At 67.5% G+C, this 25,724-nt stretch carries 20 protein-coding genes and 1 tRNA gene; 9 read left to right on the top strand and 12 right to left on the bottom strand.

Annotation, left to right across the window (positions count from 1 at the left end):
* The first annotated feature begins 148 nt into the window (after nucleotides 1-148).
* Entirely contained in the window at nucleotides 149-274 is a 126-nt protein-coding gene (locus tag KB879_RS40165) for a hypothetical protein (protein WP_256449301.1), read from the top strand.
* Nucleotides 275-338: 64 nt separating this feature from the next.
* Entirely contained in the window at nucleotides 339-740 is a 402-nt protein-coding gene (locus tag KB879_RS04170; RefSeq protein WP_013955832.1) for a hypothetical protein, read from the top strand.
* Between the two features lie 63 nt (nucleotides 741-803).
* Here the strand turns inward: KB879_RS04170 and KB879_RS04165 are convergent, their stop codons facing one another.
* Together KB879_RS04165 and KB879_RS04160 are read right to left on the bottom strand one after the other, a co-directional pair.
* Nucleotides 804-1,298 carry a DUF1854 domain-containing protein gene (locus tag KB879_RS04165; protein WP_013955831.1) on the bottom strand — a complete coding sequence of 165 codons (495 nt, stop codon included), beginning with the start codon at nucleotides 1,296-1,298 and terminating at the stop codon, nucleotides 804-806.
* Complete coding sequence (locus tag KB879_RS04160; protein WP_211980817.1) at nucleotides 1,288-3,585, bottom strand: ABC transporter ATP-binding protein; 2,298 nt, start codon at nucleotides 3,583-3,585, stop codon at nucleotides 1,288-1,290. The genes KB879_RS04165 and KB879_RS04160 overlap by 11 nt, the downstream gene beginning before the upstream one ends.
* A gap of 240 nt (nucleotides 3,586-3,825) precedes the next feature.
* On the opposite strand from KB879_RS04160, the gene cphA (KB879_RS04155) reads away from it, so the two are divergent.
* Together cphA (KB879_RS04155) and cphA (KB879_RS04150) are read left to right on the top strand one after the other, a co-directional pair.
* Complete coding sequence (cphA, locus tag KB879_RS04155) at nucleotides 3,826-6,459, top strand: cyanophycin synthetase (protein ID WP_153955015.1); 2,634 nt, start codon at nucleotides 3,826-3,828, stop codon at nucleotides 6,457-6,459.
* Between the two features lie 46 nt (nucleotides 6,460-6,505).
* Entirely contained in the window at nucleotides 6,506-9,076 is a 2,571-nt protein-coding gene (cphA, locus tag KB879_RS04150; RefSeq protein ID WP_211980816.1) for a cyanophycin synthetase, read from the top strand.
* 60 nt (nucleotides 9,077-9,136) lie between these two features.
* Here cphA (KB879_RS04150) and KB879_RS04145 read toward each other — a convergent pair whose 3' ends face one another.
* The 3 genes from KB879_RS04145 to KB879_RS04135 form a co-directional block, all read right to left on the bottom strand.
* Nucleotides 9,137-9,796, bottom strand: coding sequence for an amino acid ABC transporter permease (locus tag KB879_RS04145; protein WP_013955827.1), 660 nt, complete (start codon nucleotides 9,794-9,796; stop codon nucleotides 9,137-9,139).
* Nucleotides 9,797-9,918: 122 nt separating this feature from the next.
* Nucleotides 9,919-10,740, bottom strand: a complete 822-nt coding sequence (locus KB879_RS04140; RefSeq protein WP_013955826.1) for a transporter substrate-binding domain-containing protein — start codon at nucleotides 10,738-10,740, stop codon at nucleotides 9,919-9,921.
* A 200-nt stretch (nucleotides 10,741-10,940) separates the two neighbouring features.
* Nucleotides 10,941-11,852 carry a glutamate/aspartate ABC transporter substrate-binding protein gene (locus KB879_RS04135; protein ID WP_153955014.1) on the bottom strand — a complete coding sequence of 304 codons (912 nt, stop codon included), beginning with the start codon at nucleotides 11,850-11,852 and terminating at the stop codon, nucleotides 10,941-10,943.
* 89 nt (nucleotides 11,853-11,941) lie between these two features.
* Here KB879_RS04135 and KB879_RS04130 point away from each other — a divergent pair, with 89 nt between their 5' ends.
* Entirely contained in the window at nucleotides 11,942-12,994 is a 1,053-nt protein-coding gene (locus KB879_RS04130; RefSeq protein ID WP_211980815.1) for an RNA-guided endonuclease TnpB family protein, read from the top strand.
* Nucleotides 12,995-13,114: 120 nt separating this feature from the next.
* On the opposite strand, the gene KB879_RS04125 is transcribed toward KB879_RS04130, so the two are convergent.
* Entirely contained in the window at nucleotides 13,115-14,398 is a 1,284-nt protein-coding gene (locus KB879_RS04125; RefSeq protein ID WP_153954887.1) for a D-amino acid dehydrogenase, read from the bottom strand.
* 126 nt (nucleotides 14,399-14,524) lie between these two features.
* Here KB879_RS04125 and KB879_RS04120 point away from each other — a divergent pair, with 126 nt between their 5' ends.
* Nucleotides 14,525-15,505, top strand: coding sequence for a LysR family transcriptional regulator (locus KB879_RS04120; protein ID WP_153954844.1), 981 nt, complete (start codon nucleotides 14,525-14,527; stop codon nucleotides 15,503-15,505).
* A gap of 71 nt (nucleotides 15,506-15,576) precedes the next feature.
* Nucleotides 15,577-16,896 carry a hemolysin family protein gene (locus KB879_RS04115; RefSeq protein ID WP_153954845.1) on the top strand — a complete coding sequence of 440 codons (1,320 nt, stop codon included), beginning with the start codon at nucleotides 15,577-15,579 and terminating at the stop codon, nucleotides 16,894-16,896.
* Here KB879_RS04115 and KB879_RS04110 read toward each other — a convergent pair.
* From KB879_RS04110 to KB879_RS04085, 6 genes are all read right to left on the bottom strand, one after another.
* On the bottom strand, nucleotides 16,778-17,890 hold the full coding sequence (locus tag KB879_RS04110) for a phosphatase PAP2 family protein (RefSeq protein WP_211980814.1): 1,113 nt from the start codon (nucleotides 17,888-17,890) through the stop codon (nucleotides 16,778-16,780). The two genes, KB879_RS04115 and KB879_RS04110, sit on opposite strands and share 119 nt — an antisense overlap.
* Nucleotides 17,883-18,812 carry a DUF1653 domain-containing protein gene (locus KB879_RS04105; RefSeq protein ID WP_013955820.1) on the bottom strand — a complete coding sequence of 310 codons (930 nt, stop codon included), beginning with the start codon at nucleotides 18,810-18,812 and terminating at the stop codon, nucleotides 17,883-17,885. Before KB879_RS04105 ends, KB879_RS04110 begins: the two co-directional genes overlap by 8 nt.
* A 175-nt stretch (nucleotides 18,813-18,987) precedes the next feature.
* Nucleotides 18,988-19,077: transfer RNA gene (locus KB879_RS04100), tRNA-Ser, on the bottom strand.
* 90 nt (nucleotides 19,078-19,167) lie between these two features.
* Nucleotides 19,168-20,472 (bottom strand): serine--tRNA ligase, encoded by a 1,305-nt coding sequence (gene serS / locus KB879_RS04095; RefSeq protein WP_013955819.1) that lies wholly within the window; start codon nucleotides 20,470-20,472, stop codon nucleotides 19,168-19,170.
* Nucleotides 20,473-20,596: 124 nt separating this feature from the next.
* Complete coding sequence (locus KB879_RS04090) at nucleotides 20,597-21,964, bottom strand: replication-associated recombination protein A (protein WP_049800597.1); 1,368 nt, start codon at nucleotides 21,962-21,964, stop codon at nucleotides 20,597-20,599.
* Nucleotides 21,965-22,033: 69 nt separating this feature from the next.
* A complete protein-coding gene (locus KB879_RS04085; RefSeq protein ID WP_013955817.1) occupies nucleotides 22,034-23,167 on the bottom strand; it encodes an ABC transporter ATP-binding protein in 1,134 nt (377 codons plus the stop codon).
* A 122-nt stretch (nucleotides 23,168-23,289) separates the two neighbouring features.
* On the opposite strand from KB879_RS04085, the gene KB879_RS04080 reads away from it, so the two are divergent.
* Nucleotides 23,290-24,933, top strand: a complete 1,644-nt coding sequence (locus KB879_RS04080; protein WP_153954849.1) for an iron ABC transporter permease — start codon at nucleotides 23,290-23,292, stop codon at nucleotides 24,931-24,933.
* Nucleotides 24,934-25,047: 114 nt separating this feature from the next.
* A complete protein-coding gene (locus tag KB879_RS04075) occupies nucleotides 25,048-25,719 on the top strand; it encodes a hypothetical protein (protein WP_211980813.1) in 672 nt (223 codons plus the stop codon).
* The last annotated feature ends 5 nt before the right edge of the window (nucleotides 25,720-25,724 follow it).

The raw sequence follows: 25,724 nt of genomic DNA, 5'->3' as shown, positions 1-25,724 counted from the left end.
CTGCAGCCCCTCGCAGACTATAGCCAGCCACCGGCGGCAATGCGCTTGTCGTTTTCCTCAATGGCTCGACGAAAGCGAACGGAGGTCCGGATCACAGCGCCTTGCGGCATGGTGTGGATCAAGGGGCAGTTGGGCAGCCCTTCGTTCGATGAGCAACATCACGGCCAACGTCCCCGCCACATATTGCTTCGGCGCGCGCTACATCGGCCTGGGCGGCACGCCCTCACCGGGGACGGTATCAAGCGCGATGATCTTTACCATGGATTATCAGTAGCGCGCAGGGAAGCCGCACGGCGAAGGACTACAATAGGCGGTTGCAGTCCTTGAAGGCTTTCGCCATGTCTGACCATCCCCGCTTCACCATCAACCGTTCCATGGTCGCCCTGGTCCCGGAACAGCCGTTCCTGGACTGGATCCAGGCGGTCGATCCCCAGCCGGTGGCCGGCCTCACGTTAGAGCAGGTGCGCGAGGACCAGAGCGTGTTCCTGCTGCCGGAAGAACTGGCCGATACGCACGACAATGCCATGCGCTGGGTCGAGAAGCGCTGGCAGGAGTTCTTTGAATTCATGCTGGGCGAGTGGTTCGACGACTCGATGTGGCCCGAGGAACTGTCGCTGCAGATGTTCCGCGAGTGGTTCAGCGTGCGCTACCACTCGATGGTGTTCGACATGGCGCCTGACGTGCCGGTCATGCACGATGACTGGGACGACGAAGACGACGCGTCCGAGATGCTGCACTAGGACACGGAACAAGAACCCAGCCGGCAGAGCTCCGGCCAGGGTTCCAGCGTCGCCAGCGACGCCTCAGAGGAAGCGGTCGAGGATCTTTCGGCTGTGCTTGTCCAGCGCCATCAGGTCGCGGATCAGGTAGTGGATGCCGTGCGTGTCCGATACCAGAAGCGTGCTGCCGGCCAGGCGCCGGATCGCCTCTTCGCCGCGCAGCACCAACTCGGTCTGGCCGCGATCGGTCTGCACCGTCCACACGCTGGGCGTGGCGTAGGTCGACACGCTGACGATACGCTCGATCTCCGGCATGAACTCGCGCGAGGCGAGTTCCGCTTCGATCATGTCGCGCTCTGCCTGCGGCACATCCTCCAGCCGCGGAATCCACACCACCTCATGCCCGTCGGTGCTCATCAGGCCGATGCCGCCCTGCGGCGCGGAAATCGGGAAGGCGCGCACCGGCACCACGCCTTCGTGGACGGTGCCGTCCTCGGCGATCAGGACCAGGCGGCCGAACGGATTGCGATCTAGCGTAAACATGGGCGTCGGCGTGGTGGCGGGGATGTCATTGGGCATTGGCGGCCTCCAGCGTTTCAACGGCTTCGTCCTCGCCGTCTCCGTCCTCGGTGTCGACATTGCGCGCCTGCGCCTGGTACAGCTTGTAGTACGCGCCTTCGCGCAACAGCAGTTCGTCATGGCTGCCGACTTCGACGATCTGGCCGCGGTCCATCACCACCAGCCGGTCGGCCTTGCGCAGTGTCGACAGGCGGTGCGCGATGGCGATGGTGGTGCGGCCCTGCACCAGGTTGTCGAGCGCCTTCTGGATTTCCTTCTCGGTGGCGGTGTCGACCGACGAGGTGGCCTCGTCCATGATCAGGATGCGCGGATTAATCAGCAGCGCGCGCGCGATCGAGATGCGCTGGCGCTCGCCGCCCGACAGCGCCTGGCCACGTTCACCGACCAGGGAGTCATAGCCATGCGGCAGGCGCAGGATGAACTCGTGCGCATGCGCGGCGCGCGCGGCGGCGATGATCTCTTCGCGCGTGGCGTCGGGCTTGCCGTAGGCAATGTTGTCGGCAATCGTGCCGAAGAACAGGAACGGCTCCTGCAGCACCAGGCCGATATGGCGGCGGTATTCCGACACCGGCAACGAGCGGATATCGACGCCGTCGACGCGGATCGCACCCTCGGAAACATCGTAGAAACGGCAGATCAGGTTGACCAGCGTGCTCTTGCCCGAGCCACTGTGTCCCACCAGGCCAATCATCTCGCCCGGCTCGATCGACAGGTTCAGTCCGCGGATCACCGCGCGGTTGCCGTAGCGGAAGCCCAGGTCGCTCATGTCGATGGCGCCCTCGACCTTGTCCAGCTTCGCCGGGCGCACCGGCTCCGGCACGCTCGACACATGGTCGAGGATGTCGAAGATGCGCTTGGCGCCGGCGGCGGCCTTCTGCGTCACCGAGACGATCCGGCTCATCGAATCCAGCCGGGTGTAGAAGCGGCTGATATAGGTCAGGAACGCCACCAGCACGCCCACCGTGATGGCGCTGTGCGACACCTGCCAGATGCCGAACACCCACACGATCAGCAGGCCGATCTCGGTCAGCAGCGTGACCGTAGGCGTGAACAGCGACCATACCGCGTTGACGCGGTCGTTGATCGCCAGGTTGTGCTTGTTGGCCTCGCGGAAGCGCGACACCTCACGCTTTTCCTGGGCAAAGGCCTTGACCACGCGGATGCCGGGGATGGTATCGGCCAGCACATTGGTGATCTCGGACCAGATCCGGTCGATCTTCTCGAAGCCGTGGCGCAGGCGGTCGCGCACCAGGTGGATCATCCAGGCGATAAACGGCAGCGGCACCAGTGTGACCAATGCCAGCCACGGGTTGATCGACACCAGGATCACCGCCGTCATGACGATCATCAGCACGTCGGTGGCAAAGTCCAGCAGGTGCAGCGACAGGAAAACGCAGATGCGGTCACTTTCCGAACCAATGCGCGCCATCAGGTCGCCGGTGCGCTTGCCGCCGAAATATTCCAGCGACAGCTTTAGCAGGTGTTCGTATGTTGTTGTACGCAGATCGGCACCAATGCGCTCCGATACGCGCGCCAACAGGTAGGTGCGCGCCCACCCAAGCGACCAGGCCACCAGCGCCGCGCCCAGCAATCCCGCCAGGTACACGCGCACGAGGCCGTAGTCAATCGGCACGCCGTTCTGGAACGGGATCAGCACCTTGTCCATCAGCGGCATGGTCAGGTACGGCGGCACCAGCGTGGCCGCGGTGGACAGCAGCGTCAGCAGGAAGCCCGCAAGCAGTTGCCACTGGTAGGGCCGGGCAAAGCGCCACAGGCGCAGCAGCGCCCAGGTCGAGGGCGGGGTTTCCAGCTCCCGGCTGCATTGAGGGCACTGCTCCTCGTCAGGGGGCAGCGGCGCCTTGCAGGTCGGGCACAGCACCTCGCCCGCCTCGCCGGCCGGGCGCGCGCCGGCGGCGTCGCGCTGGGCTTCGAACTGGTCAGCCAGCCGCAGCGCGGCCGGATTGTAACCAAGCGTATATCGCCAGCTGGCCAGCCGGCCCTCCGGACCGCTCAGTTCCAGCGCGCCCACGCCCGCGTGGTCGGTGTGCGACAGGCGCAGGGTGGGCGCGATGTTCCATTCCCGCACATTTTTTTCACCGGGAGCCCGGGCAACGATGCGCTGGTCGGTCACAACCAGCCACCCTTGGGTAAAATGCAGCTTCGCGTCGAGGTCCAGAGCCAGTCCGGCCAGGACGGTCTCGCCGGGTCGGAGCCACGATCCGGATTCAGCCCGCCAGGGCTCGTCGGCAGCAGGGGCGGTAGGGACAGGCAGGGAGGACTGGGTCATGGATGGCGCGGCGTGCGTCCAGGGGGTACGGACATAACTTGAAACAAATTTAGGCCGGGCACGCTCTGGCGGCCCGCGAATTCGCCCGCAGTATACATAACGACGAACGCGCGGGTACTCCTGATGCACTGCACAATCACTTTTACACGAAGAAAGTCAACCCGCTCTGTGCTGTAACGTTACTGAAAGGTTAGGCTTCCATTTCTCGGGCGGTTCCGCCCACTGCCTCAAGCTAATTCAATGAAAAAGAAGGACATTGAGATTTTCGATGTCATGTCGCTGCGCGGCCCGAATATGTGGACATATCGGCCCGTACTGGAGGCATGGGTCGATATCGGGGAACTGGAGGACTTTCCCTCCAACACGATTCCGGGGTTCTACGAGCGCCTGTCGGCCTGGCTGCCGTCGCTGATCGAGCATCGCTGCAGCATCGGCGAGCGCGGCGGCTTTCTGCAGCGCCTGAAGGAAGGCACCTGGCCCGGCCATATCCTGGAACACGTGACGCTTGAGTTGCAGAACCTGGCAGGCATGCCCGGCGGCTTCGGCAAGGCGCGCGAGACCCCGGTGCGCGGCGTCTACAAGGTGATCGTGCGCGCCTGGCACGAGGAAGTCACCCGCGTCGCACTGTTCACCGCCCGCGACCTGGTCATGGCCGCGATCGAGGACCGTCCCTTCGACGTCCCCGCCGCCGTGGACAACCTGCGCCGCCTGGTGGACGAGCATTGCCTGGGCCCCAGCACCGCCTGCATCGTCGATGCCGCGGACGACCGCGAGATCCCGGCGATCCGCCTGTCGGACGGCAACCTGGTGCAGCTCGGCTACGGCGCGCGCCAGCGCCGCATCTGGACCGCCGAGACCGACCGCACCAGCGCCATCGGCGAAAGCATTTCGCGCGACAAGGACCTGACCAAGAGCTTGCTGGAATCCTGCGGCGTGCCGGTCCCTGAGGGCCGCATGGTCGATTCCCCGGCCGACGCCTGGGACGCCGCCGAGGACATCGGCGTGCCGGTGGTGGTCAAGCCCTATGACGGCAACCACGGCCGCGGCGTGTTCACCAACCTGATGACCCGCGAGGAAGTCGAGACCGCTTACGGCGTGGCCATCGACGAAGGCAACGGCGTCATCGTCGAGCGCTTCATCCCCGGCAACGAGCACCGCCTGCTGGTGGTGGGCGGCCGCCTGGTGGCCGCCGCCATGGGCGAGACCGCGAGCGTGGTCGGCGACGGCAAGTCCACCATCGACGAGCTGATCGAGCTGCAGATCAATTCCGATCCGCGCCGCGGCACCACCGAGGACCATCCGCTGAACCGTGTGCGGCTGGACTCGGCCGCGCGCCTGGAACTGAAGCGCCAGGGCATGGACGCCAGCACGGTCCCGCCCGAAGGCCGCTCGGTGCTGATCCAGCGCAACGGCAACGTCGCCTTCGACGTCACCGACCGCGTGCACCCGAGCGTCGCCGCGCATGCGGCGCTGGCCGCGCGCGTGGTCGGGCTGGACATCGCCGGCGTGGACCTGGTGGCCGAGGACATCTCGCGCCCGCTGGCCGAGCAACGCGGCGCCATCGTCGAAGTCAACGCCGGCCCCGGCCTGCTGATGCATATCAAGCCGGCCGAAGGCACGCCGCGCCCGGTGGGCCGCGCCATCGTCAACCACCTGTTCCCTGAGTCCGATGACGACCAGGGCCGCATCCCGGTGGTGGGCGTGACCGGCACCAATGGCAAGACCGTGGTGGCGCGCCTGGTGGCGCGCCTGCTGCAACTGTCGGGCAAGCATACCGGCCTGGCCTGCAGCGACGGGCTGTTCCTGGACCGCCGCCAGGTGGAAAGCGGCGACCGCGCCAACTGGGAATCTGGCCATCGCATCCTGATGAACCGCGCGGTCGAGGCCGCCGTGTTCGAGAACGACAGCGGCAGCATCCTCTCCGAAGGCCTGGTCTACGACCGCTGCCAGGTCGGCGTGGTCACCAATTTCGACCAGCCCGACCACCTCGGCGACTACTACGTCGAGGACGAGGACCGCATGTACAACGTGCTGCGCACGCAGGTCGACGTGGTGCTGGAGACAGGCGCGGCCGTGCTCAACGCGCGCGACGAACGCCTGGTGGAGATGGCCGGGCTGTGCGACGGCGACGTGATCTTCTTCGGCCTGACGCCGGAGCTGCCCGCGATCGTGTCGCACCGCGCCGCCGGCAAGCGCGCGGTGTACCTGCGCGAAGGCAAGATCGTGCTGGCCATCGGCAGCAGTGAAACCGCGCTGGTGGACGTGGCCGCGGTGCCGCTGACCTACGCCGGACGCGTCGCGTTCCAAGTCGAGAACGTGCTCGCGGCCGTGGCCGCGGGCTGGGCGCTGGGCATTTCCAACGACCTGATCCGCGCCGGCGTGGTGACCTTCGATGTCGGCCAGGTCGACGTGCCGGGCCGCTTCACGCTGTTCGAGCGCAACGGCGCCACCGTGGTGATCGACGACGCCCACAACGCGCCCGCGCTGGAAGCACTGGCGACCGCGCTGGACCGCTTTCCGGCCGAGCGCCGCATGGTGGTCTACGGCGCCGGCGTGCAGCGCCGCGACGAAGACCTGGTGCGCCAGGGCAAGGCACTGGGCCAGCATTTCGACCGCGTCTTCCTGTGCGAGGACCGCAGCGTCAAGCGCGCCCTGCCCGATGCCGAGGCGCGCGCGCTGCTCAAGCAGGGCATGTACGAAGGCCGGCGCGTAACCAAGATCATCGACGAAGGCACGCGTGCCAGCGCCATTGAAACCGCCCTGAGCCAGTTGGTGCCGGGCGACCTGCTGGTACTGCAGTGCGACGAGGCCGCCACCGGCGCCACCGTCGACCTGGTGCACCACTGGATGGGCCAGCCTGCGCGCCGCGGCTGACGCGGCCCCAAGCTCAACCGCGCATAGAAGACACGGAAACCGTTCTATGGAAGTCTCACGTATCCGGGCCCTGCGGGGCCCGAACCTGTGGTGCCGCCACACCGCCATCGAGGCGATCGTGGCCTGCCAGGATGCCACCAACATGCTGTCGGCGCTGCCCGGCTTTGAAGACCGGCTGCGCGCCCGTTTCCCTGAGATCGGGCCGCTGCGCCCGGACGAGGAATCGGGCGAGCTGTCGCTGGCCCACGTGCTGGAAGTGACGGCGCTGCGCCTGCAGGCCGCCGCCGGCTGCCCGGTCACCTTCAGCCGCACCGCGCAGACGGTCGAGCCCGGCACCTACCAGGTGATCGTGCAATACAGCGAGGAAGAAGTCGGCCGGCTTGCACTCGAGCTGGCCGAGGCCCTGTGCCGCGCCGCGCGCAACGACACCCCATTCGACCTCGCCGACGCGCTGCACCGCCTGCGCGAGCTGGACGAGGACGTGCGCCTGGGGCCGAGCACCGGCTCCATCGTCTACGCCGCGGTGGCGCGCGGCATTCCCTACCGGCGACTGACGCAGGGCTCGATGGTGCAGTTTGGCTGGGGCAGCAAGCAGCGCCGCATCCAGGCCGCCGAGACCGACCGCACCAGCGCCGTGGCCGAATCGATCGCGCAGGACAAGGACCTGACCAAGACCCTGCTGCACGCCGCCGGCGTGCCGGTGCCGCTGGGCCGCTCGGTGCGCAGCGCCGAAGAGGCCTGGGCCGCCGCGCAGGAAATCGACGCCCCGGTGGTGGTCAAGCCGCGCGACGGCAACCAGGGCAAGGGCGTGGCGGTGCGCATCCGCACCCGCGAGGAAGTGATGACGGCCTATGAGGTCGCCTCGGACATCAGCTCGGACGTGATCGTCGAGCGCTATATCCCGGGCCATGACTTCCGCCTGCTGGTGGTCGGCAAGCAACTGGTGGCGGCCGCGCGCCGCGATCCGCCGCAGGTCATCGGCGACGGCGTGCATACCGTGCGCCAGCTGGTCGAGGAAGTGAACCGCGACCCGCGCCGCGGCGAAGGCCATGCGACCTCGCTGACCAAGATCCGCTTTGACGATATCGCGCTGGCCACGCTGGCCAAGCAGAACCTGACCGCCGATTCCGTGCCGGCCAAGGGCACGCGCGTGGTGTTGCGCAACAACGCCAACCTGTCCACCGGCGGCAGCGCCACCGACGTGACCGACGACGTCCACCCGGACATCGCCGCGCGCGCCGTGGCGGCGGCGCAGATGGTAGGCCTGGACATCGCCGGCGTCGACGCCGTGTGCGAGACCATGCTCAAGCCGTTCGAGGAACAGGCCGGCGGCATCGTCGAGGTCAACGCCGCGCCGGGCCTGCGCATGCACCTGCAGCCGTCGTACGGCAAGGGCCGCGCGGTCGGCGAAGCCATTGTCTCGACCATGTTCTCCGATGGCGACGATGGCCGCATTCCGGTGGTGGCCGTGTCCGGCACCAACGGCAAGACCACCACGGTCCGGCTGATCACCCACATCATGGCCACCAGCGGCCTGCGCATGGGCATGACCGGCACCGACGGCGTGTATGTCCAGGGCGAGCGCATCGACACCGGCGACTGCAGCGGCCCGCGCAGCGCGCGCAACGTGCTGCTGCACCCGGACGTGGACGCCGCCGTGTTTGAAACCGCGCGCGGCGGCCTGCTGCGTGAAGGCCTGGCATTCGACCGCTGCGACGTGGCGGTGGTGACCAACGTGGGCGAAGGCGACCACCTGGGCCTGTCCTTCATCAACTCGGTGGAAGACCTGGCGGTGCTCAAGAGCGTGATCGTGCAGAACGTCGCGCCGCACGGCATGGCGGTCCTGAACGCGGCCGACCCGATGGTGGTGCGCATGGCCGACGCCTGCCCCGGCAGTGTCACCTTCTTCGCGCACGACCCCAACCAGCCGGCCATGGCCACGCACCGTGCGCAGGGCAAGCGCGTGGTGTTCGTGGACGGCGCCGACATCGTCGTATCCGAAGGCGATACCGAAGTGCGCATCGCACTGGCCGAGATCCCGCTGACGCGCAACGGCACCATCGGCTTCCAGGTCGATAACGCGATGTCGTCGATCGCCGCCGCGTGGGCGCTGGGCATCGACTGGTCGACTATCCGCCGCGGCCTGGCCACCTTCGTCAACGACGCGCAGACCGCCCCGGGACGCTTCAACGTGTTCGACTACCGCGGCGCCACGCTGATCGCCGACTACGGCCACAACCCGGATGCCATCCTGGCACTGTGCAGCGCTGTCGAGACCATCCCCGCCAAACGGCGCGTGGTGGTGATCAGCGGCGCGGGCGACCGCCGCGACGACGACATCCGCCGCCAGACCCAGATCCTGGGCGGCGTGTTCGATGAAGTCATCCTGTACCAGGACCAGTGCCAGCGCGGCCGCGCCGACGGCGAGGTGCTGGCGCTGCTGCGCGAAGGCCTGCAGGGCGCGCAACGCGCCGGCCAGGTCGAGGAGATCCGTGGCGAGTTCCTCGCCATCGATACCGCGCTGTCGCACCTGCAGCCGGGCGACCTGTGCCTGGTCCTGGTAGACCAGGTGGAAGAGGCGCTGGGGCATATCGCCAGCCGCATCGCGCAGGGCTGACCGGCCCGGCGATAAAAAAGGCCAGCTCCGCGGAGCTGGCCTTTTACTTTGTAGCACCGATCAGTGTCGCCCGGGCAGCGACAAGCGCCGCTCCAGCATATGCTGCACGCCCGACAGCCCCGTGCTCAGCACCCAGTAGATGGCCGCCACTGCCAGGTACAGCGGCAACGGCTGGTAGGTGGCCGCGATCACCTCCTGCGCCGTGCGCAGCAGCTCGGTCACGGTGATGACCGATACCAGCGAGGTGTCCTTGATCAGGCTGATCAGGCTGTTGGACAGGCTCGGCACCGCCAGCCGCAGCGCCTGCGGGCCGACCACGTAGCGCAGTGCCTGCACCGGCGTCAGGCCCAGGCTGTAGGCTGCCAGCCATTGGCCGCGCGACACGCCCAGGATGGCCCCGCGCATGCTCTCGGACAGGTAGGCGCCGACATTCAGGCTCAGCGTCAGCACGCCCGCGGGCGTGGGCTCCAGCGCGATGCCGATGCCCGGCAGCCCGTAGTAGACGACAAAGATCTGCACCAGCAGCGGCGTGCCGCGCATGATGCTGACGTAGGTGCGCGCCACCGCCTTGAGCACGCGGCTATGGCTGATGCCCATCAGCGCCACCACCGTGCCCAGCATCAGCCCGAACACCATCGACCATAACGCGAACTTGATGGTCAGCAGCGTGCCCTGCAGCAGTACGGGCAGAGAATCGGTGACAAGCTGGAGAGCGGACATGGGCGTGGCGGCGGCAGAAGAATGAAAAAGAAAGCGGCGCGGCAGCCATGCAGGCCGCGGCGCCGCGACATGATACCGCCCGGCTTGCTGGCCGGCTTACCTGACTGGCTTTCCTGACTGTTTTACTTGATTGGCTTACCGGCGGGCCTGGTCACGTCGGTGCCGAACCACTTCACCGAGAGCTTGCCAAGCGTGCCGTCCTTGGCCAGGTCATCTAGCGCGTGGTTGATGGCCTGCGCGAACTTGGGGTTGTCCTTGCGGAACGGGATGGCCACCTGCGTGGTGGCACCCGCCACGATTGCGCCCTGCCGCAGCGGCAGGTTGGCGGTCTTGACCAGGTAGGCGACCATCAGCCGGTCATTCAGCGCGGCGTCGACGCGCTGTGCCGCCAGGTCGCGCAGGTACTCAGGCGCGCCGGGATAGGTCTTGACGTCGATGCCCGGCACCGACTTGGCCAGGTCGTTGAAATTGCTGCCCAGGCTGACGCCGAGCTTGTGCCCCTTCAGGTCTTCCAGCGACTTGAACTGGCGGTTGTCGTCCTTGCGCTGGATCAGCTGCGCATCCGAGTAAACGTAGGGCGTGGAGAAGTCCAGCACTTGCTGGCGCTGAGGCGTGACGTTGACCTGGTTGACGATCACGTCGAACTTGCCAGCCTGCAGGCCGGCAATGATGCCGCTCCACTCGGTGGTGACGAACTCCGGCTTCACGCCCAGCTTGCCCGCCACCGCACGCGCCACGTCCACGTCAAACCCTTCCAGCTCGTTCTTCGCGCCGCGGAAGCCGAACGGCGGATACGTGCCCTCCAGGCCGATCTTGAGCACGCCGGCCTGCTTGACGGTATCGAGCAGGTCGGCGGCCTGCGCCGCGGTGGACGCCAGCCCGGCGCCGGCAAGCAGCGAGGCAGCCAGCAGGGATTTGAGCCAACCAGTACGAATCGATCGCATATGTTCTCCAGTGGATGCGGATAAGCAGTGTGGGGTCAGACAGCGCCGGAGGCCGCTTGTGAGGGCCGCCGGCCAGTTGTGCTGCTATGAGCCTATATCGGGCTCAACACTACCGCAAACACTATCGAGTGCTAAATATCGATTCATTATGGCTAAATAACCGCCGGGCCTGATGCCATCCCGGCGGTGGCGCCCTGCTCTTACTGGTAGGCCTTGTCGTTCGGCGCCGCGAACAGCGCTTTCATGTCGGCCGACAGCGGGTAGTTCATGTTGATGCCGCGCGGCGGGATCGGCGACATGAACCACTTGTTGTACAGCTTCTCGGCACGGCCGCTGGTCTGCAGGTCTGCGATCACGCCGTCGGCCAGCTTCTTGAACGAGGGATCGTCCTTGCGGAACATGCAGGCGTAGTTCTCGGTCTGCAGCGGCGCGCCGACCACCACCCAGTCGCCCGCGCTCTTGGCCTTGGTGCGCTCGCCATACAGCAGCGGCTCGTCCATGACGAAGGCAGCGGCGCGGCCGGTCTCCAGGATCAGGAAGGACTGGCCGTGGTCCTTGGTGCTGATCAGGTTCATGTTCATGGCCTTCTCGCCGTTCATCTTGACCAGCAGGCGCTCGCCGGTGGTGCCGGCGGTGGTGACCACGTTGCGCTCCTTCAGGTCGGCGAACTCCTTCACGCCCGAATCCTTTTTGGTCAGCATCTTGATGCCGTATACGAACAGGCTGTTGGAGAACGCCACCTGCTTCTGGCGCTCCAGGTTGTTGGTGGTGCTGCCGCATTCGATGTCGATCGTGCCGTTCTGCACCAGCGGGATGCGGTTCTGCGAGGTGATCGGGGTCAGTCGCACCTGCAGGCCGGGCATCTTCAGTTCGCTCTTCACCTTGTCGACGATCTGCAGCAGGATCTCGTGCGAATAGCCCATGACCTCCTTGCCGTCGGTGTATGAGAACGGGATCGACGATTCGCGATAGCCAAGCGAGATCACGCCGCTGTCCTTGATCTTCTTCAGCGTGTCGCCATCGGCGGCCTGGGCGGCGCCGGCGGCCAGCAGCAGCGTGGCGGCCGCAAGCGCGTGGCGGGTGGCGGATCGGTGGGTGTGCAGTGATTTCATCAGATTTGCTCCGAGAAGCCTCGCCATTCAAGGCGGGGAGTGAAAGGGGCGCCGCCGAGAGGCGGCATTCCCACGTTAGAATGAGCGGCATGATTCGTGTCTACCGCTACCGGGTGAAGTCGCTCAACGGCCTGCTCAACAAGCAGAGCCGCGCGGTGAACTACGTCTGGAACTTCTGCAATGACACGCAGAAGCACGCGCTCAAATGGGGGAAGACGTGGCCGAGCGGGTTCGATCTGAACGTGCTGACCACGGGCAGCAGCAAGGAACTCGGCATCCATTCCGGCACGGTCAACGCGACATGCGAGCAGTACGCGAAATCGCGCAGCCAGCATCGCCGTCCTTACTTGCGATACCGCGGTAGGAAGAGCCTTGGATGGGTGCCCATGAAGGGCCGCGATTTGAAACGAGAGGGCGAGGCGTTTCGCTTTGCCGGGCATACCTTCCGCGTTTTCAATAGTCGCCTGTTGCCCGAAGGCAAGGTCAGGGACGGCAGCAACTTTGCGCAGGATTCGCGCGGGAACTGGTTTCTCAACATCGTGATAGAAGTTGCTGATATGCCGGCACGCCCGATTCAAACTGGCGTCGGCATCGATCTTGGTTTGAAGGACTTCGCGACGCTTTCGACCGGCGAGAAGCTCCCCAATGACCGGTTTGGCCGGCATGCCGCCGAACGACTGGCGAAGGCGCAGCGTGCGCGAAAGCACAAGCGGCATATTGCCAAGCTGCATGCCAAGGTGGCGAATGCCCGCGCCGACTTCCAGCACAAGCTTGCGCTCGAGCTCGTCCGGCGCTTCGATTACATCGCGGTCGGCAACGTGTCGGCTTTGAAACTCGCCAAAACCAAGATGGCGAAGAGCGTCTACGACGCATCCTGGTCGTCCTTCCGGGACAAGCTCCGCTACAAAGCGATTGCGCACGGAGCCACGTTTGAGGAAGTGAACGAAAGCGGTTCTACCCAGTCCTGTTCGGCGTGCGGTTCGAAGGACAGCACGACGCGGCCGAAAGGTATCGCAGGACTGCGAATAAGAGAGTGGACCTGCAGTAGATGTGGTGTCGTGCATGACCGTGATACCAATGCTGCGTTAAACATTCTCCGATGCGGACGTGCATCGCCAAGTGTGGGAATCCCCTGCCTTTAGGCAGGGGGAGGACGTCAAGTTCGCTCCTTGTAGTGGGGCTTGGTCATTGAGGCATGTTTCGTGAACAGCGTCGTGGATTGCGGACGCACGGGTACGGCATGAAGCAATACTTGCCTGCGGCTATGCGCGCGCAGCATCAAAATCCTCTGCTTCGATGGCCGGACGGCGCCCTGCCAGCCGGTCGGCCAGCAGGCCGGCGCTGCCCATCGCCAGCGTAAAACCGAGCGCGCCGTGGCCCAGGTTCAGCCATAGCCCGGACACCCGCGACGGGCCCACCAGCGGCAGGCCGTCCGGCGTTGTCGGGCGCAGCCCGGCCCACGGCTGCAGCTGCGCCAGCGGCAGCTCGGGCACGATGCCCTCGAACAGCGCGCGCGTCTGTGCCACCAGCGTGCCGACCCGCTCCGGGTCGATGCGGGTGCCGCCGCGCACCAGGTCGGCCATGCCCGCCACCCGCAGTGTATTGCCGATGCGCGCGTAGACGATCTTGTTGGCAAAGTCCGTCACGCTGATATGCGGCGCGCGCGCGCCGCTGGCCAGCGGCACCGTGATGCTGTAACCCTTGAGCGGCCACAGCATCGGCCGCACGCCCAGCGGGCGCAGCAGCGGCACGCTGCCGATGCCTCCGGCCACGATCACCACGTCGGCCGGCATCACGCCGCTGGCGGTCCGCACGCCGGTCACGCGCCCGCCCTGCTGCACCAGTTCTTGCACGACGGTGCCGAAGCGCATCGACACGCCGGCGTGCGCCCCGTCTTGCAGCAACCGTGCCAGCGACAGGCAGAAGCGGTGGCAGTCGCCCACCTCCTCGCTCGGCGTGTAGATGGCGCCGGCAATCTCGTTGCGGATGCCGGCCAGCGCGGGCTCCAGCGCCACGCAGGCATCGCGGTCCAGCGCCTGCTGCTCGCAACCCAGGCTGGCCTGGTATTCCAGCAACTGGCAGGCCGCGTCGAGCGCCGCTGCATCGCGGTGCACAACCAGTTTGCCGCGCCGCGCAAAATCGAAGCCGGCGCCCACATCATCATGCTGGTGCCGGGCCACGAAGGCCTGCATCAGGTCGCGTGAATAGAACCCCAGCCGCAGCAGCTTGCGCGTGGTGGCTTCACTGGTGGCGGCATTGCAGGCGCCCATGAAGGCTGCCAGCCAGCGCCACTGCGCCGGGTCGGCAGCAGGCCGGAAGCGCATCGGCGAATCGCGCCGCAGCAGCCAGCCCGGCACCTTGGCCATCACGCCCGGCCCGGCCAGCGGCGCCACATAGCTGTAGCTGAGCTGCCCGCCATTGGCAAAGCTGGTCTCCTCGGCCGGCCCGTCGTGGCGCTCCAGCACCGTCACCTGGTGGCCGTCCTCGGCCAGGCGCCATGCCGTCGTCATGCCGACCACGCCGGCGCCCACGATCACTACCTGCATTGCCATCCCTTGATTGCTTCGTCCTGATCCGGCAAAGCGTAGTGCAGGCGGCGCGGATTGCCCAATGCGAATACGTGCCAGAATATGTCATCAGGCTATGGATGCCTGCCCGCTTCCCGGATTGCCATGCGCTTGCGCCAGATCGAAGTCTTCCGCGCCGTGATGCTGACCGGCACCGTCAGCGAGGCCGCGCGCCTGCTGCATGTGTCCCAGCCGGTGGTCACGCGCGTGCTGCAGCATGCCGAGGCCTCGCTCGGCTTCCGCCTGTTCGAACGGGTGCGCGGCCGGCTGCAGGCCACGCCCGAGGCCAATGCGCTCTATGGCGATGTCGAAAGGCTATATGGCGAGATCGAGCGCGTGCGCCGGGTCTCGGAAAGCCTGCGTCACAAGGGCGCTGGGCGGCTGCGCGTGGCCGCCACCCCCAGCCTGGCCAACCCGCTGCTGGTGCCGGCAGTGCGGCGTTTCTGCGCGCGCCACCCGGACACGCAGGTGCAGGTGCTGACCCACCATACCGACGAGATCGTCGGGGCGCTGCTGGCCAACCAGATCGACCTGGGCTTTGCCTTTGCGCCGCCGGGCCACGAGGCCATCTCCTGCGAGCCGGTGGCCAGCGGCCGCATGCTGCTGGCGGTGCCGCGCGGCCAGCCGCTGCCTGCCGGCGGGCGCCGCCAGGTGGTGCCGATGCAGCGGCTGATGGAGCGCGCCTTCATCGGCTATGACGACAACAGCTCGCTCGGGCTGCTGGTGCGCCAGACCCTGGCCCGGCATGCGCTGGAGCCGCGCTCGACGCTGGAGGTGCAGACCTATTCGCTGGCGCTGGCCCTGGTCGATGCCGGACTGGGCGTGACCCTGCTGGACCAGTACACCGCGCTCAGCGCCAGCCCGGAGCGGGTCGCGCTGCATGACGTGGCGCCGGTGCTGCCGTTCGAGATCCAGATGCTGCGCGCCAGCCACCGCGCCGGCTCCAGCCTGGCCGACGACCTGCGCGCGCAGTTTGCGCTGGCCGCCGGGGAACTGGCCGCGACGCTGCCGCAGCGGCTGGAAGCGCCGGCCGCCAGCTTTGACGCGGTGCCTCGGAGCCGCGATCGAGGTCTGCCTGATGCCTGATTGACAGCCGCTCGCGCCGTGCACCATCATCAAGCCGCCTGCAGGCACAAGCTGCAGGCGCCAAACCGCCTATGTTCGTCCTGATCCTGATCGCCCTTGTCCTTGTCAGCGCCTTTTTCTCGGTCTCCGAGATCGCGCTGACGGCCGCCCGCCGCACCAAGCTGCAAGTCCTGTCGGAGCGCGGCGATGGCCGCGCCACGCGCGTGCTGCGGCTCAAGGAGGAGCCCGGGAATTTCTTCACGATCGTGCAGATCGGCGTCAACAGCGTGGCCATCCTGGCCGGTATCCTCGGCGAGAAGCATGTGTCGGACCTGCTGCTGGAAACGCTGTCGCCCTATATGCAGGTGGTCCACGCCCAGCGCACGGCCAATATCGGCTCGTTCCTGATCGTGACGCTGCTGTTTATCCAGTTTGCCGACCTGATCCCCAAGCGCATCGCCATGACCTTCCCCGAGCGGTGCGCGGTGGCGGTGATCGACCCGATGCTGACGCTGCTGCGCGTGCTCAAGCCGCTGGTGTGGATCTTCAACGCCGCCGCCGATGCCACGCTGCGGCTGCTGCGCCTGCCGACCAAGCCGGTCGACCAGATCACCACCGAGGACATCGCCGCGATGGTCGATGCCGGCGCCGAAGCCGGCGTGCTCCACAAGCATGAACTCCACCTGATCGAGAACGTGTTCGAGCTCGAGTTCAAGAGCATTACTGCGATCATGACGCCGCGCGACGACGTGGTCTACCTGAGTCTCGACGAACCCGCCGACAGCGTGCGCCGCAAGCTGGTCAGCCAGCCGCACGCGCAATACCCGGTGTGCGGGCACGACCTCGACGACGTGCAGGGCTATATCGATTCCAAGGACATCCTGCAGTTGCTGCTCGCCAATGAAAGCGCCGCTGCGATCGGCAATATCGGCCGCCACCACGACAAGAACGTGCTGGTGATCCCCGACACGCTGACCCTGTCCGAGGCGCTCACGCGCTTCCGCGAGATGCACCAGAACTTTGCCGTGGTGATGAACGAGTACGGGCTGGTGGTGGGCATAGTCACGCTGGACGATATCGTCGGCGCGCTGATGGGAGACATCCTGTATTCCAGCGAGGACGAGCAGATCGTGCGGCGCGATGACAGCTCCTGGCTGGTCGACGGCCTCACCCCGCTGGTGGACCTGAAGAAGGCGCTGGATCTCGACACCCTGCCCGGCGAGGACTATGTCGACACTGCGGCCGGGCTGGTGATCTACGCGCTCAAGCGCATCCCGAAGAAATCCGAGTCGATCACCGTAGCGGGCTATCGCTTCGAAGTGCTGGACATCGACCATCACAAGATCGATCAGCTGCTGGTGTCGCGCCTGCCGCAAGCGCCGGAGGCTGAAGCGCCAGCGCCGCTGGCTTAGGGGCGCCAGCCTGCCGGTAGCGCTCCAGCGTATCCGGCAGCCGGAACCACGCCACATAGCTGAACGCCACCACCACCGCTGCCGCAGCCACCACGCCCAGCCGCCATGGCGCCACCGATTCCCTCGGCGCCGGCACATGCAGCGTGCGGTAAGCCGTACCGAGCAGCGCGATCCATGCCAGCCCCAGCGCATAGCCTGCCGCGACATCCGACAGCCAGTGCATGCCCAGGTACAGCCGCGAGATCCCGATCGCCGCCACCGCCACCACGGTCAGCGCCAGCACCGGAATGCGCACGCGCCACGGCTGGCGCAGGCACATCAGGAACGCCAGGAAGCCATAGGTGACCATGCTGCTGGTGGCGTGGCCGCTGGGAAAGGAATACGATTCCAGGCCGCTGTAGATGCTGGCCGGGCGCACGCGCGCCATGCCCAGCTTGAGCGCCATCACGCAGGCGCGCGCACCCAGCAGCGCGGCGGCCCAGTATAGCGCCACGGTCCAGGCGCGCCGCCAGCACAGCCACGCGAACACCGCCACGCCCACCACCACGGAAATGCGCGCGCCGCCCAGTTCGGTCACGGCCACCATCGCGATATCGAGCCAGTCGGTGCGCAAGGCACCCAGCCAAGCAAACACGATCTGGTCGATGCGCACCACGCCCCCGCTTTCGGCGACCTCGCCGGCCAGCCAGAACAGGGCGCTGCCGCAGGCCAGCAGCACCACCAGCAGCTCGGCCATGTCGCGCTCGAGCACGCGCAGCGTGAGCGTGCTCAGGCGGCGCGGCTGTGCGGCGACGCGCGCGGACAGTGCGCCGGCCCCCCACACGCGCCACCGGTCCAGCCAGCGCACCACCGGCCGCAACAGCGCGACCAGCAGCGGCACCAGGCTCAGCAGCAGCACCGTCACCAGCGTGAACAGCGCCAGCAGCCCCAGCGCCGTGCCCCGCGTGAGCCCGGCCTCGGCGAAGGCGCTCGCGCGTGCCGGCACGTCAATCACGGGACGCGCCCGCCGCGCCGACGATGCGGGCGATATTGGCGCGCGCCGGCGCCTCGCAGTCGGCAAAAGCTTCGGTCAGGAAAAGTTGCGGGCGCTGCGCCAGCTTGCCCAGGAACGCCGCGCGGCGGCGCATGAATTCCGTCTCCAGCGCCTCCCCCTGGAGACCGGTGCGCGCGGCCAGCAAGGCGCGGTTCTCGGCGAACACGTCCAGGCTATGGGCATCGAACCTTTCCGGCGTCGCGGCCAGCCTGAGCAGGTCGAGATCGAGCACAGTTTCGGCGCCGGCAATGCTCGGGCCATGGCCGCGCGTATCGAGCACGATCTGCGCGGCACGGTCCAGCACCGCGCGGTCTTCGCCGGGCGCCACCGTTTCGATCAGCGCCGCCGACGCCGCCTCGTTGTGCTCGCACCCCGCCACATAGATCGCGTCGTGGCACAGCACCGCCAGCGCCTGCGCGCGGTCCAGCGCAATGCCGCGCGCGTGAGCGGTCTCGAACATCTCCAGGATATGGCGGCGGTCGTGGTAGTGCCGGTAAGGCGTGTCGTGCAGCGCCAGCACATCGAGCACCGCCTGACGCGGCAGGAAGTCCAGGCAGGCCAGCGCCGCGGGCCAGGCGGGCGCAAAACGCGGCACCTCGCCGTGCGGCGTGGCCACCGGTTCGCTGAACACATCGGCGCGGCGCACCCACAGCAATGAGGGATCGCGCATCGCGCGATAGACCACCACCGGCGCGAGATCGGCCTCGAAGCGGCCGATGCCGACCGCCGTGTAGGCGCCGCCCTTGTAGTGCAGGTACGGCATGCCGGCGACCAGGTTGGGGTCGGCCGGCAGTTCGGCCGGATCGCCGTGGAAGACCGGTGCTGGGGGTTGGGTGGCGGGTGGCTGTGTCATGGTGCGGCATCCTGCGTTGCGGATCGCCATGATAGTGCACCCGGCAGCGCGTCCGGTACGCAGGCCAGTGCGGCGGCCCATGCCCGCCGCATGAAAAACCGGCCGCGGAAAAAACAAAACCGACGCGCACTTTCGTGGGCGTCGGCCTGAGTTTTACTACACTGTTTTTGCCTGTCCGGTGGTCGAGCCGGGCAGCTTCTTGTTTTGGCGGAGAGGGTGGGATTCGAACCCACGGTACCGTCGCCGGTACGCCTGATTTCGAGTCAGGTACATTCGACCACTCTGCCACCTCTCCGGTAACTTGTTGCCGTGTGGCGAAACCAAGATTATAGCCATGTCCAGCCAGCCGATGCAAGAGGCTGGCTGCGGATTTTTTCAGTTCGCTTTACAGCTCCGACTCCAGGCGGGTGATGCCGCCCATGTACGGCTGCAGCGCGGTCGGCACCGTGACCGAGCCGTCTGCGTTCTGATAGTTCTCAAGGATCGCCACCAGCGTGCGGCCCACGGCCAGGCCTGAGCCGTTGAGGGTGTGCACCAGCTCCGGCTTGCCCTGCCCCGTGCGCATGCGCGCCTGCATGCGGCGCGCCTGGAAGTCGCCCATGTTCGAGCACGAGCTGATCTCGCGGTAGGTGTTCTGCGCGGGGATCCACACCTCCAGGTCGTAGGTCTTGGTGCTGCCAAAGCCCATGTCGCCGGTGCACAGCACGATGGTGCGGAACGGCAGATCCAGCTTCTTCAGGATCGCCTCGGCGTGGCCGGTCAGTTGCTCCAGCGCATCGAACGACTGCCCGGCCGGCACCACCTGCACCAACTCGACCTTGTCGAACTGGTGCTGGCGGATCATGCCGCGCGTGTCCTTGCCGTACGAGCCGGCTTCCGAGCGGAAGCACGGCGTATGCGCGACAAAGCGCAGCGGCAGCTTCTCGCCCGCGACGATGGCATCGCGCACGATATTGGTCAGCGGCACCTCGGCGGTCGGGATCAGATAGAAGTTCTCGATGCGCTCGCCTTCCTCGCTGCCGACCTTGCGCGGCACCTTGAACAGGTCTTCCTCGAACTTGGGCAACTGGCCGGTGCCGCGCATCGAGGCGGCGTTGACCATGTACGGCACGTACATCTCGGTGTAGCCGTGTTCCTGCGTATGGGTGTCGAGCATCAGCTGCACCAGCGCGCGGTTCATGCGCGCCAGGCCGCCGCGCAGCATCGAGAAGCGCGAACCGGTGACCTTGACCGCGGTGTCGAAGTCCAGGCCCAGCTTCTCGCCCACGTCGACGTGGTCGCGCACGGCGAAATCGAACTGGCGCGGCTCGCCCACGCGGCGCACTTCGACGTTCTGGGTTTCGTCATTGCCCACCGGCACGCTTTCATGCGGCAGGTTGGGGATAGCCAGCATCAGTTCAGCCAGGTGCGCCTGGATCTCGTCCAGCCGCGCGGCCGAGGCCTTGAGCGTGTCGCCGATGCCGCCCACTTCTGCCATCACGGCCGAGGCGTCCTCGCCCTTGCCCTTGAGCATGCCGATCTGCTTGGACAGGCTGTTGCGGCGGGCCTGCAGTTCCTCGGTCTGGGTCTGCAGTTGCTTGCGTTCGGCCTCAAGTGCCTGGAACGCCGCAATGTCGAGTTGGTAGCCGCGCGTGGCAAGGCGTTGCGCCACGGCGTCGATGTCTTTGCGGAACAGCTGGATGTCGAGCATGTTGCTTTGGTGAAGTGCAGGGCCAGCGACATGCCGGCGGACCCGCCATTTTACTGCACCGGCCCAGTCCGGCGCGAACCGGGCGAGGCCAGGCCGCCGCCGTGCTGCCGGCTCACGCCACCGCTCACTCCCCGCCCTTGCCGCCGTCCTTTGACTTGGCCACGCGCTGCTCGCGATGCCAGGCGGCATCCAGCTCGCGCAGGTGGCGCAGCTTCTCGGCGATCTTGCCCTCCAGCCCGCGCGGCACCGGCTGGTACCAGCCCTGGGCCTTCAGGTCGTCCGGGAAGTAGTGCTCGCCGGCGGCGTAGGCCTCGGGCTCGTCGTGCGCGTAGCGGTAGGCGTGGCCGTGGCCAAGCTCCTTCATCAACTTGGTCGGCGCGTTGCGCAGGTGCACCGGCACCGCGCGCGACTTGTCCTTGCCGACGAAGGCTCGCGCCGCGTTGTAGGCGTTGTAGCCGGCGTTGGACTTGGGCGCCACGGCCAGGTAGATCAGGGCCTGGCCCAGCGCCAGTTCGCCCTCGGGCGAGCCCAGGCGCTCATAGGTCTCGGCCGCGTCCAGCGTGATGCGGGCGGCACGGGGATCGGCCAGGCCGATATCCTCCCACGCCATGCGTACGATGCGCCGCGCCAGGTAGCGCGGGTCGGCGCCGCCGTCGATCATGCGGCAGAACCAGTACAGCGCGGCGTCCGGGTCCGATCCGCGCACGGACTTGTGCAGCGCGCTGATCTGGTCGTAGAAGGCGTCGCCGCCCTTGTCGAAGCGGCGCAGGTTTTCCGACAGCGCGCTGCCAAGCAGCGCGGTATCGATCTGCGCGGCGCCGGCGGTGCGCGCGGCGCGCGCCACGATCTCGATATTGTTCAGCAGCTTGCGCCCGTCGCCATCGGCCGAGGCCACGATCAGCTGCAGCGCTTCGTCCTGCCAGCTCAGGTCGCCCCCCTGTCCGCCGAGTTCTTCGCTGGCGCGCAGCGCCAGCTGCGTCAGCTCGGCATCGTCCAGGCTCTTGAGCACATAGACCGCCGCGCGCGACAGCAAGGCGCCGTTGACTTCGAACGAGGGATTCTCGGTGGTGGCGCCGATAAAGGTGAAGAGCCCGCTTTCCACATGCGGCAGGAAGGCATCCTGCTGGCTCTTGTTGAAGCGGTGGACTTCGTCGACGAACACCAGCGTGCGCCGCCCGTGCGCGCGGAACTGCTCGGCGCGCTCGACCGCCTCGCGGATGTCCTTGACGCCCGACAGCACCGCCGACAGCGCGATGAACTCGGCGTCGAAGGCGCTGGCCATCAGCCGCGCCAGCGTGGTCTTGCCCACGCCCGGCGGGCCCCACAGGATCATCGAATGCGGCTCGCCGGACTCGAACGCCACGCGCAGCGGCTTGCCCGCACCGAGCAGGTGCTGTTGCCCGATCACCTCGTCGATGGTGCGCGGGCGCAGGCGCTCGGCCAGCGGTTGCCGGGAACGGTCGGGAGTATCGGAAAACAGCGTGTCCGCCACGGTATTCAAGCCTTGTGAATGCAGAACGCCACAGTGTAGACCATCGGCGCCCTGCCCTTGCGTGGCAGGCTACGCGGCAAATGCCACCACGTCCTCGATCTCGACACGGATGCCGATACGCTCGCCCACGGCATGGTTGTGGTGGGACGGCACCAGCGCCAGCACGCGGCTGCCGCTGGCCAGGCGCAGCGTGTACAGGATCTCGGCGCCGCGGAAGGCCTTGTGGACCACTTCGGCGCGCATCGGGCTGGCGTCGTCGTGGATGATGTCGTCGGGGCGCACCAGCACGTCGACGGCGGCGCCCGCGGGCAGCGCCAGCGGCGCCGCGGGGCGCAGCAGGCCCAGTTCCAGTTCAATCTCCGCAGTCCCGCGCAGCCGCCCCGCCATCAGCACGCCCTGCCCGATAAAGCCCGCGACAAAGCGCGATGTCGGCCGGTGGTAGAGGTCGTGCGCGCTGCCCCACTGCTCGATCACCCCGTCGTGCATGACGCCGATCTCGTCGGCCATGGCAAAGGCCTCGTGCTGGTCGTGCGTGACCAGGATCGCGGTGGTGCCCTGCGCCTTCAGGATCGCGCGCACCTCCAGGCTCAGGCGTTCGCGCAGGTCGACGTCGAGGTTGGAGAACGGCTCGTCGAGCAGCAGCAGTTCCGGGCGCGGTGCCAGCGCGCGCGCCAGCGCCACGCGCTGCTGCTGGCCGCCGGACAGCTCATGCGGATACTTGCGGCCCGCACCGGCCAGCCCGACCAGCTGCAGCACCTCGTCCACGCGCGCCGCGCGCCCGGCGCGGCTGGCCCGCACCAGGCCGAAACCCACGTTGGCCGCCACGTCCAGGTGCGGGAACAGCGCATAGTCCTGGAACACCATGCCGATGCGGCGCTGCTCCGGCGCCAGCATCGCCCCGGAAGACGACACGACCTGCCCGTCCAGCACGATGCGGCCGTCCTGCAGCGGCTCGAAACCGGCGATGGCGCGCAGCACCGTGGTCTTGCCGCAGCCGCTGGGCCCCAGCAGGCAGGCGATATTGCCGCGCGCCACCGAGAACGACAGTCCCTTGACCACCGCATGGCGGCCGAAGGCGTGACGGATATGGTCCACCTCGATGACAGCGGCGCCGGCGCCAGTGACGTCAGCAACGCCTGCGCGGGTCGCCGGCCGGCTGCGGGCCTGGGCGCCGGGTAAGCGTGAATAGGAATCGGTTCGCATGTGCGCATTATAAAGACGCAGCCGGGGGCCGGGACCGACTTTCGGGGCGAAAGGGTGCCCCACATTGCTAGAATGCGGCAGCCCGCACGCTGCGCGCGGCACTTCCGCCCACTTTCCGACGCATGCTCCTGTCCAGCCGCCGCCGCTTCCATCCCCTTACCCTGGCCACCCTGGTGATGGCGCTGCTGATCGCCGTGCCGGTGCTGGTGATCGCCTCGGCCGTGCTGCTGCCCGCCGGCGACACCTGGCGCCACCTGATCGACACGGTGCTGGCGGAATACGTGCTCAATACCGTCTGGCTGCTGTGCGGCGTCGCCGTGGGGGTATTGCTACTGGGGGTGACCACCGCCTGGCTGGTATCGACCTACCGTTTCCCGGGGCACACCGTGATGGAATGGGCGCTGGTCTTGCCGATGGCGATGCCCGCCTACGTCATCGCCTATGCCTACACCGATGCGCTGCAGTTTGCCGGGCCGGTACAGGGCTGGCTGCGCGAGCTGACCGGCTGGAAGGCGCGCGAGTACTGGTTCCCCGATATCCGCTCGCTGGGCGGCGCCATCGCGCTGTTCTCGCTGGTGCTGTACCCCTACGTCTACCTGACCGCGCGCGCCGCCTTCCTGCAGCAGACCCAGAACACGCTGGAGGCCGCGCGCCTGCTCGGCCACGGCACCTGGAGCCGGCTCTGGCGCGTGGTGCTGCCGCTGGCGCGCCCCGGCATCGTTGCCGGCACCGCGCTGGCGATGATGGAAACGCTGGCCGACTTCGGCACCGTCGCCTACTTTGCCATCCCGACTTTCTCCACCGGCATCTTCCGCGCCTGGTTTTCGCTTGGCGACAAGAACGCCGCGGCGCAGCTCTCGGCATGCATGCTGCTGTTCGTCGCCGCGATCCTGCTGATGGAGCGCGCCAGCCGCGGCCGCGCGCAGGTCTACGGCAACCAGCGCCGCGCCGTGGCCTGGACGCTGGACGGCGGGCGCGGCTGGCTGGCGCTGGCCGTATGCATGGTGCCGGTGCTGCTGGGCTTCCTGATTCCCGCGCTGATGTTGTGCCGCATGGCCTTCTCCGACGGCGATGCGCAGTTCGGCCCGCGCTTTGTCGGGCTGGTGCGCAACAGCTTCCTGCTGGCCAGCGCCACCGCGCTGGCCGCGGTGGCGGTCGCGCTGGCGGTGGGCTACGCCGCGCGCGCGGTCAACGGCAAGCGCAGCTGGCTGATGCGCGGCCTGACGCGGCTGTGCGGCATGGGTTATGCGCTGCCGGGTTCGGTCATTGCTGTGGGCGTGCTGGTGCCGGTGGCGCGGCTCGACAACGCGCTGTCGGCCTGGCTGCAGCAGCAGTTCGGGCTCTCAGTGGGGCTGCTGCTGACCGGCGGCATCGCCGCGCTGGTCTATGCGTTGCTGGTGCGCTTCCTGGGCGTGGCGCTGCAAACCGTCAATGCCGGGCTGGGCAAGATCACGCCCAGCATGGACGCCGCCGCGCGCAGCCTGGGCCACGGCCCCGGCGCCACGCTGCGGCGCGTGCATTTCCCGATGCTGCGCGGCAGCCTGCTGACGGCGGCACTGATCGTCTTTGTCGACGTGATGAAGGAGCTGCCGGCCACCTTCGTGATGCGCCCGTTCAATTTCGACACGCTGGCCGTGCAGGCCTACAACCTCGCTGCCGACGAGCGCCTGGCCGAGGCCGCCACCGCCTCGCTGGTGATCGTGGCCGTGGGCCTGCTGCCGGTGATCGTGCTGTCGCGCACGATCCGGCGCGAAGCGCAGCACTGAACTTACGCCCCTTGCCGTTCCTGCGCTAAAGTCGCACCGCTGCGCGCCGATAGCCTTTTATGGCCCGGCGTTCGCCCGGGAGCGAACAGCGGCATGCCTGCCGCGCAAGAACCTATGCTGCGATATCACATCCTGCTGTTCAAGTTGAACCGGCTCAGCCGCAACAAGCTGAGCGGCGTGGAAGAAGTCTCGCTGGCCGGCCAGCTGGCGGAGATGGTCGATTCGGCCGACACGGCCGCGCGCGTCATCGCTGACCTGTTCGATCACGCCAACCCGCAGGTGCGCCGCATCGCGCTCAACGCGATCCGCCGCGCGCGGCAGTTCTCGTCGCCCGAGCTGCAGCCCGCGCTGGTGCGCCGCATGGCCGATGCCGAAGCGGTGCTGCGCCATGACGCCGTCTGGATCGTGCAGGAAACCCGGATGGATGGCGCCGAACTGCGCGCCGCGCTGCGCCGCCTTGCCGGCAAGGTGCAGCTGCCGTGGGATGCCGAGCGCGCCCGCGCCAATCCAGGCGACACCGCGCTGGCGGCGCAGGTGCGCGCACGCATGGCATTGGACAAGCTGCTGGAAAAGAGTGCGGCCGAACGCAACCAGGCACTGGCCGCGATGGCGCTGGGCGGGACCTCGGACCAGCCCTATGCCGAAGGCACGGTCGGCCACAAGGGCCTGCTGCACCGGGCACTGGTGCGGCGACAGGCGGGGCGGCGGCTCAACAGCAGCGTGAAGCTGACGTTCCGCAAGCTGGAGCCGACGCAGGTGACGGGGAACAAGCGGTTCCTGCTGTAGCAGGA

The organism is Cupriavidus sp. KK10, from assembly GCF_018223725.1.
Taxonomy (GTDB): Bacteria; Pseudomonadota; Gammaproteobacteria; order Burkholderiales; family Burkholderiaceae; genus Cupriavidus; species Cupriavidus necator.
The sequence above is the reverse complement of the archived record's forward strand: the minus strand, read 5'-3'. Positions and strand labels throughout refer to the sequence as shown.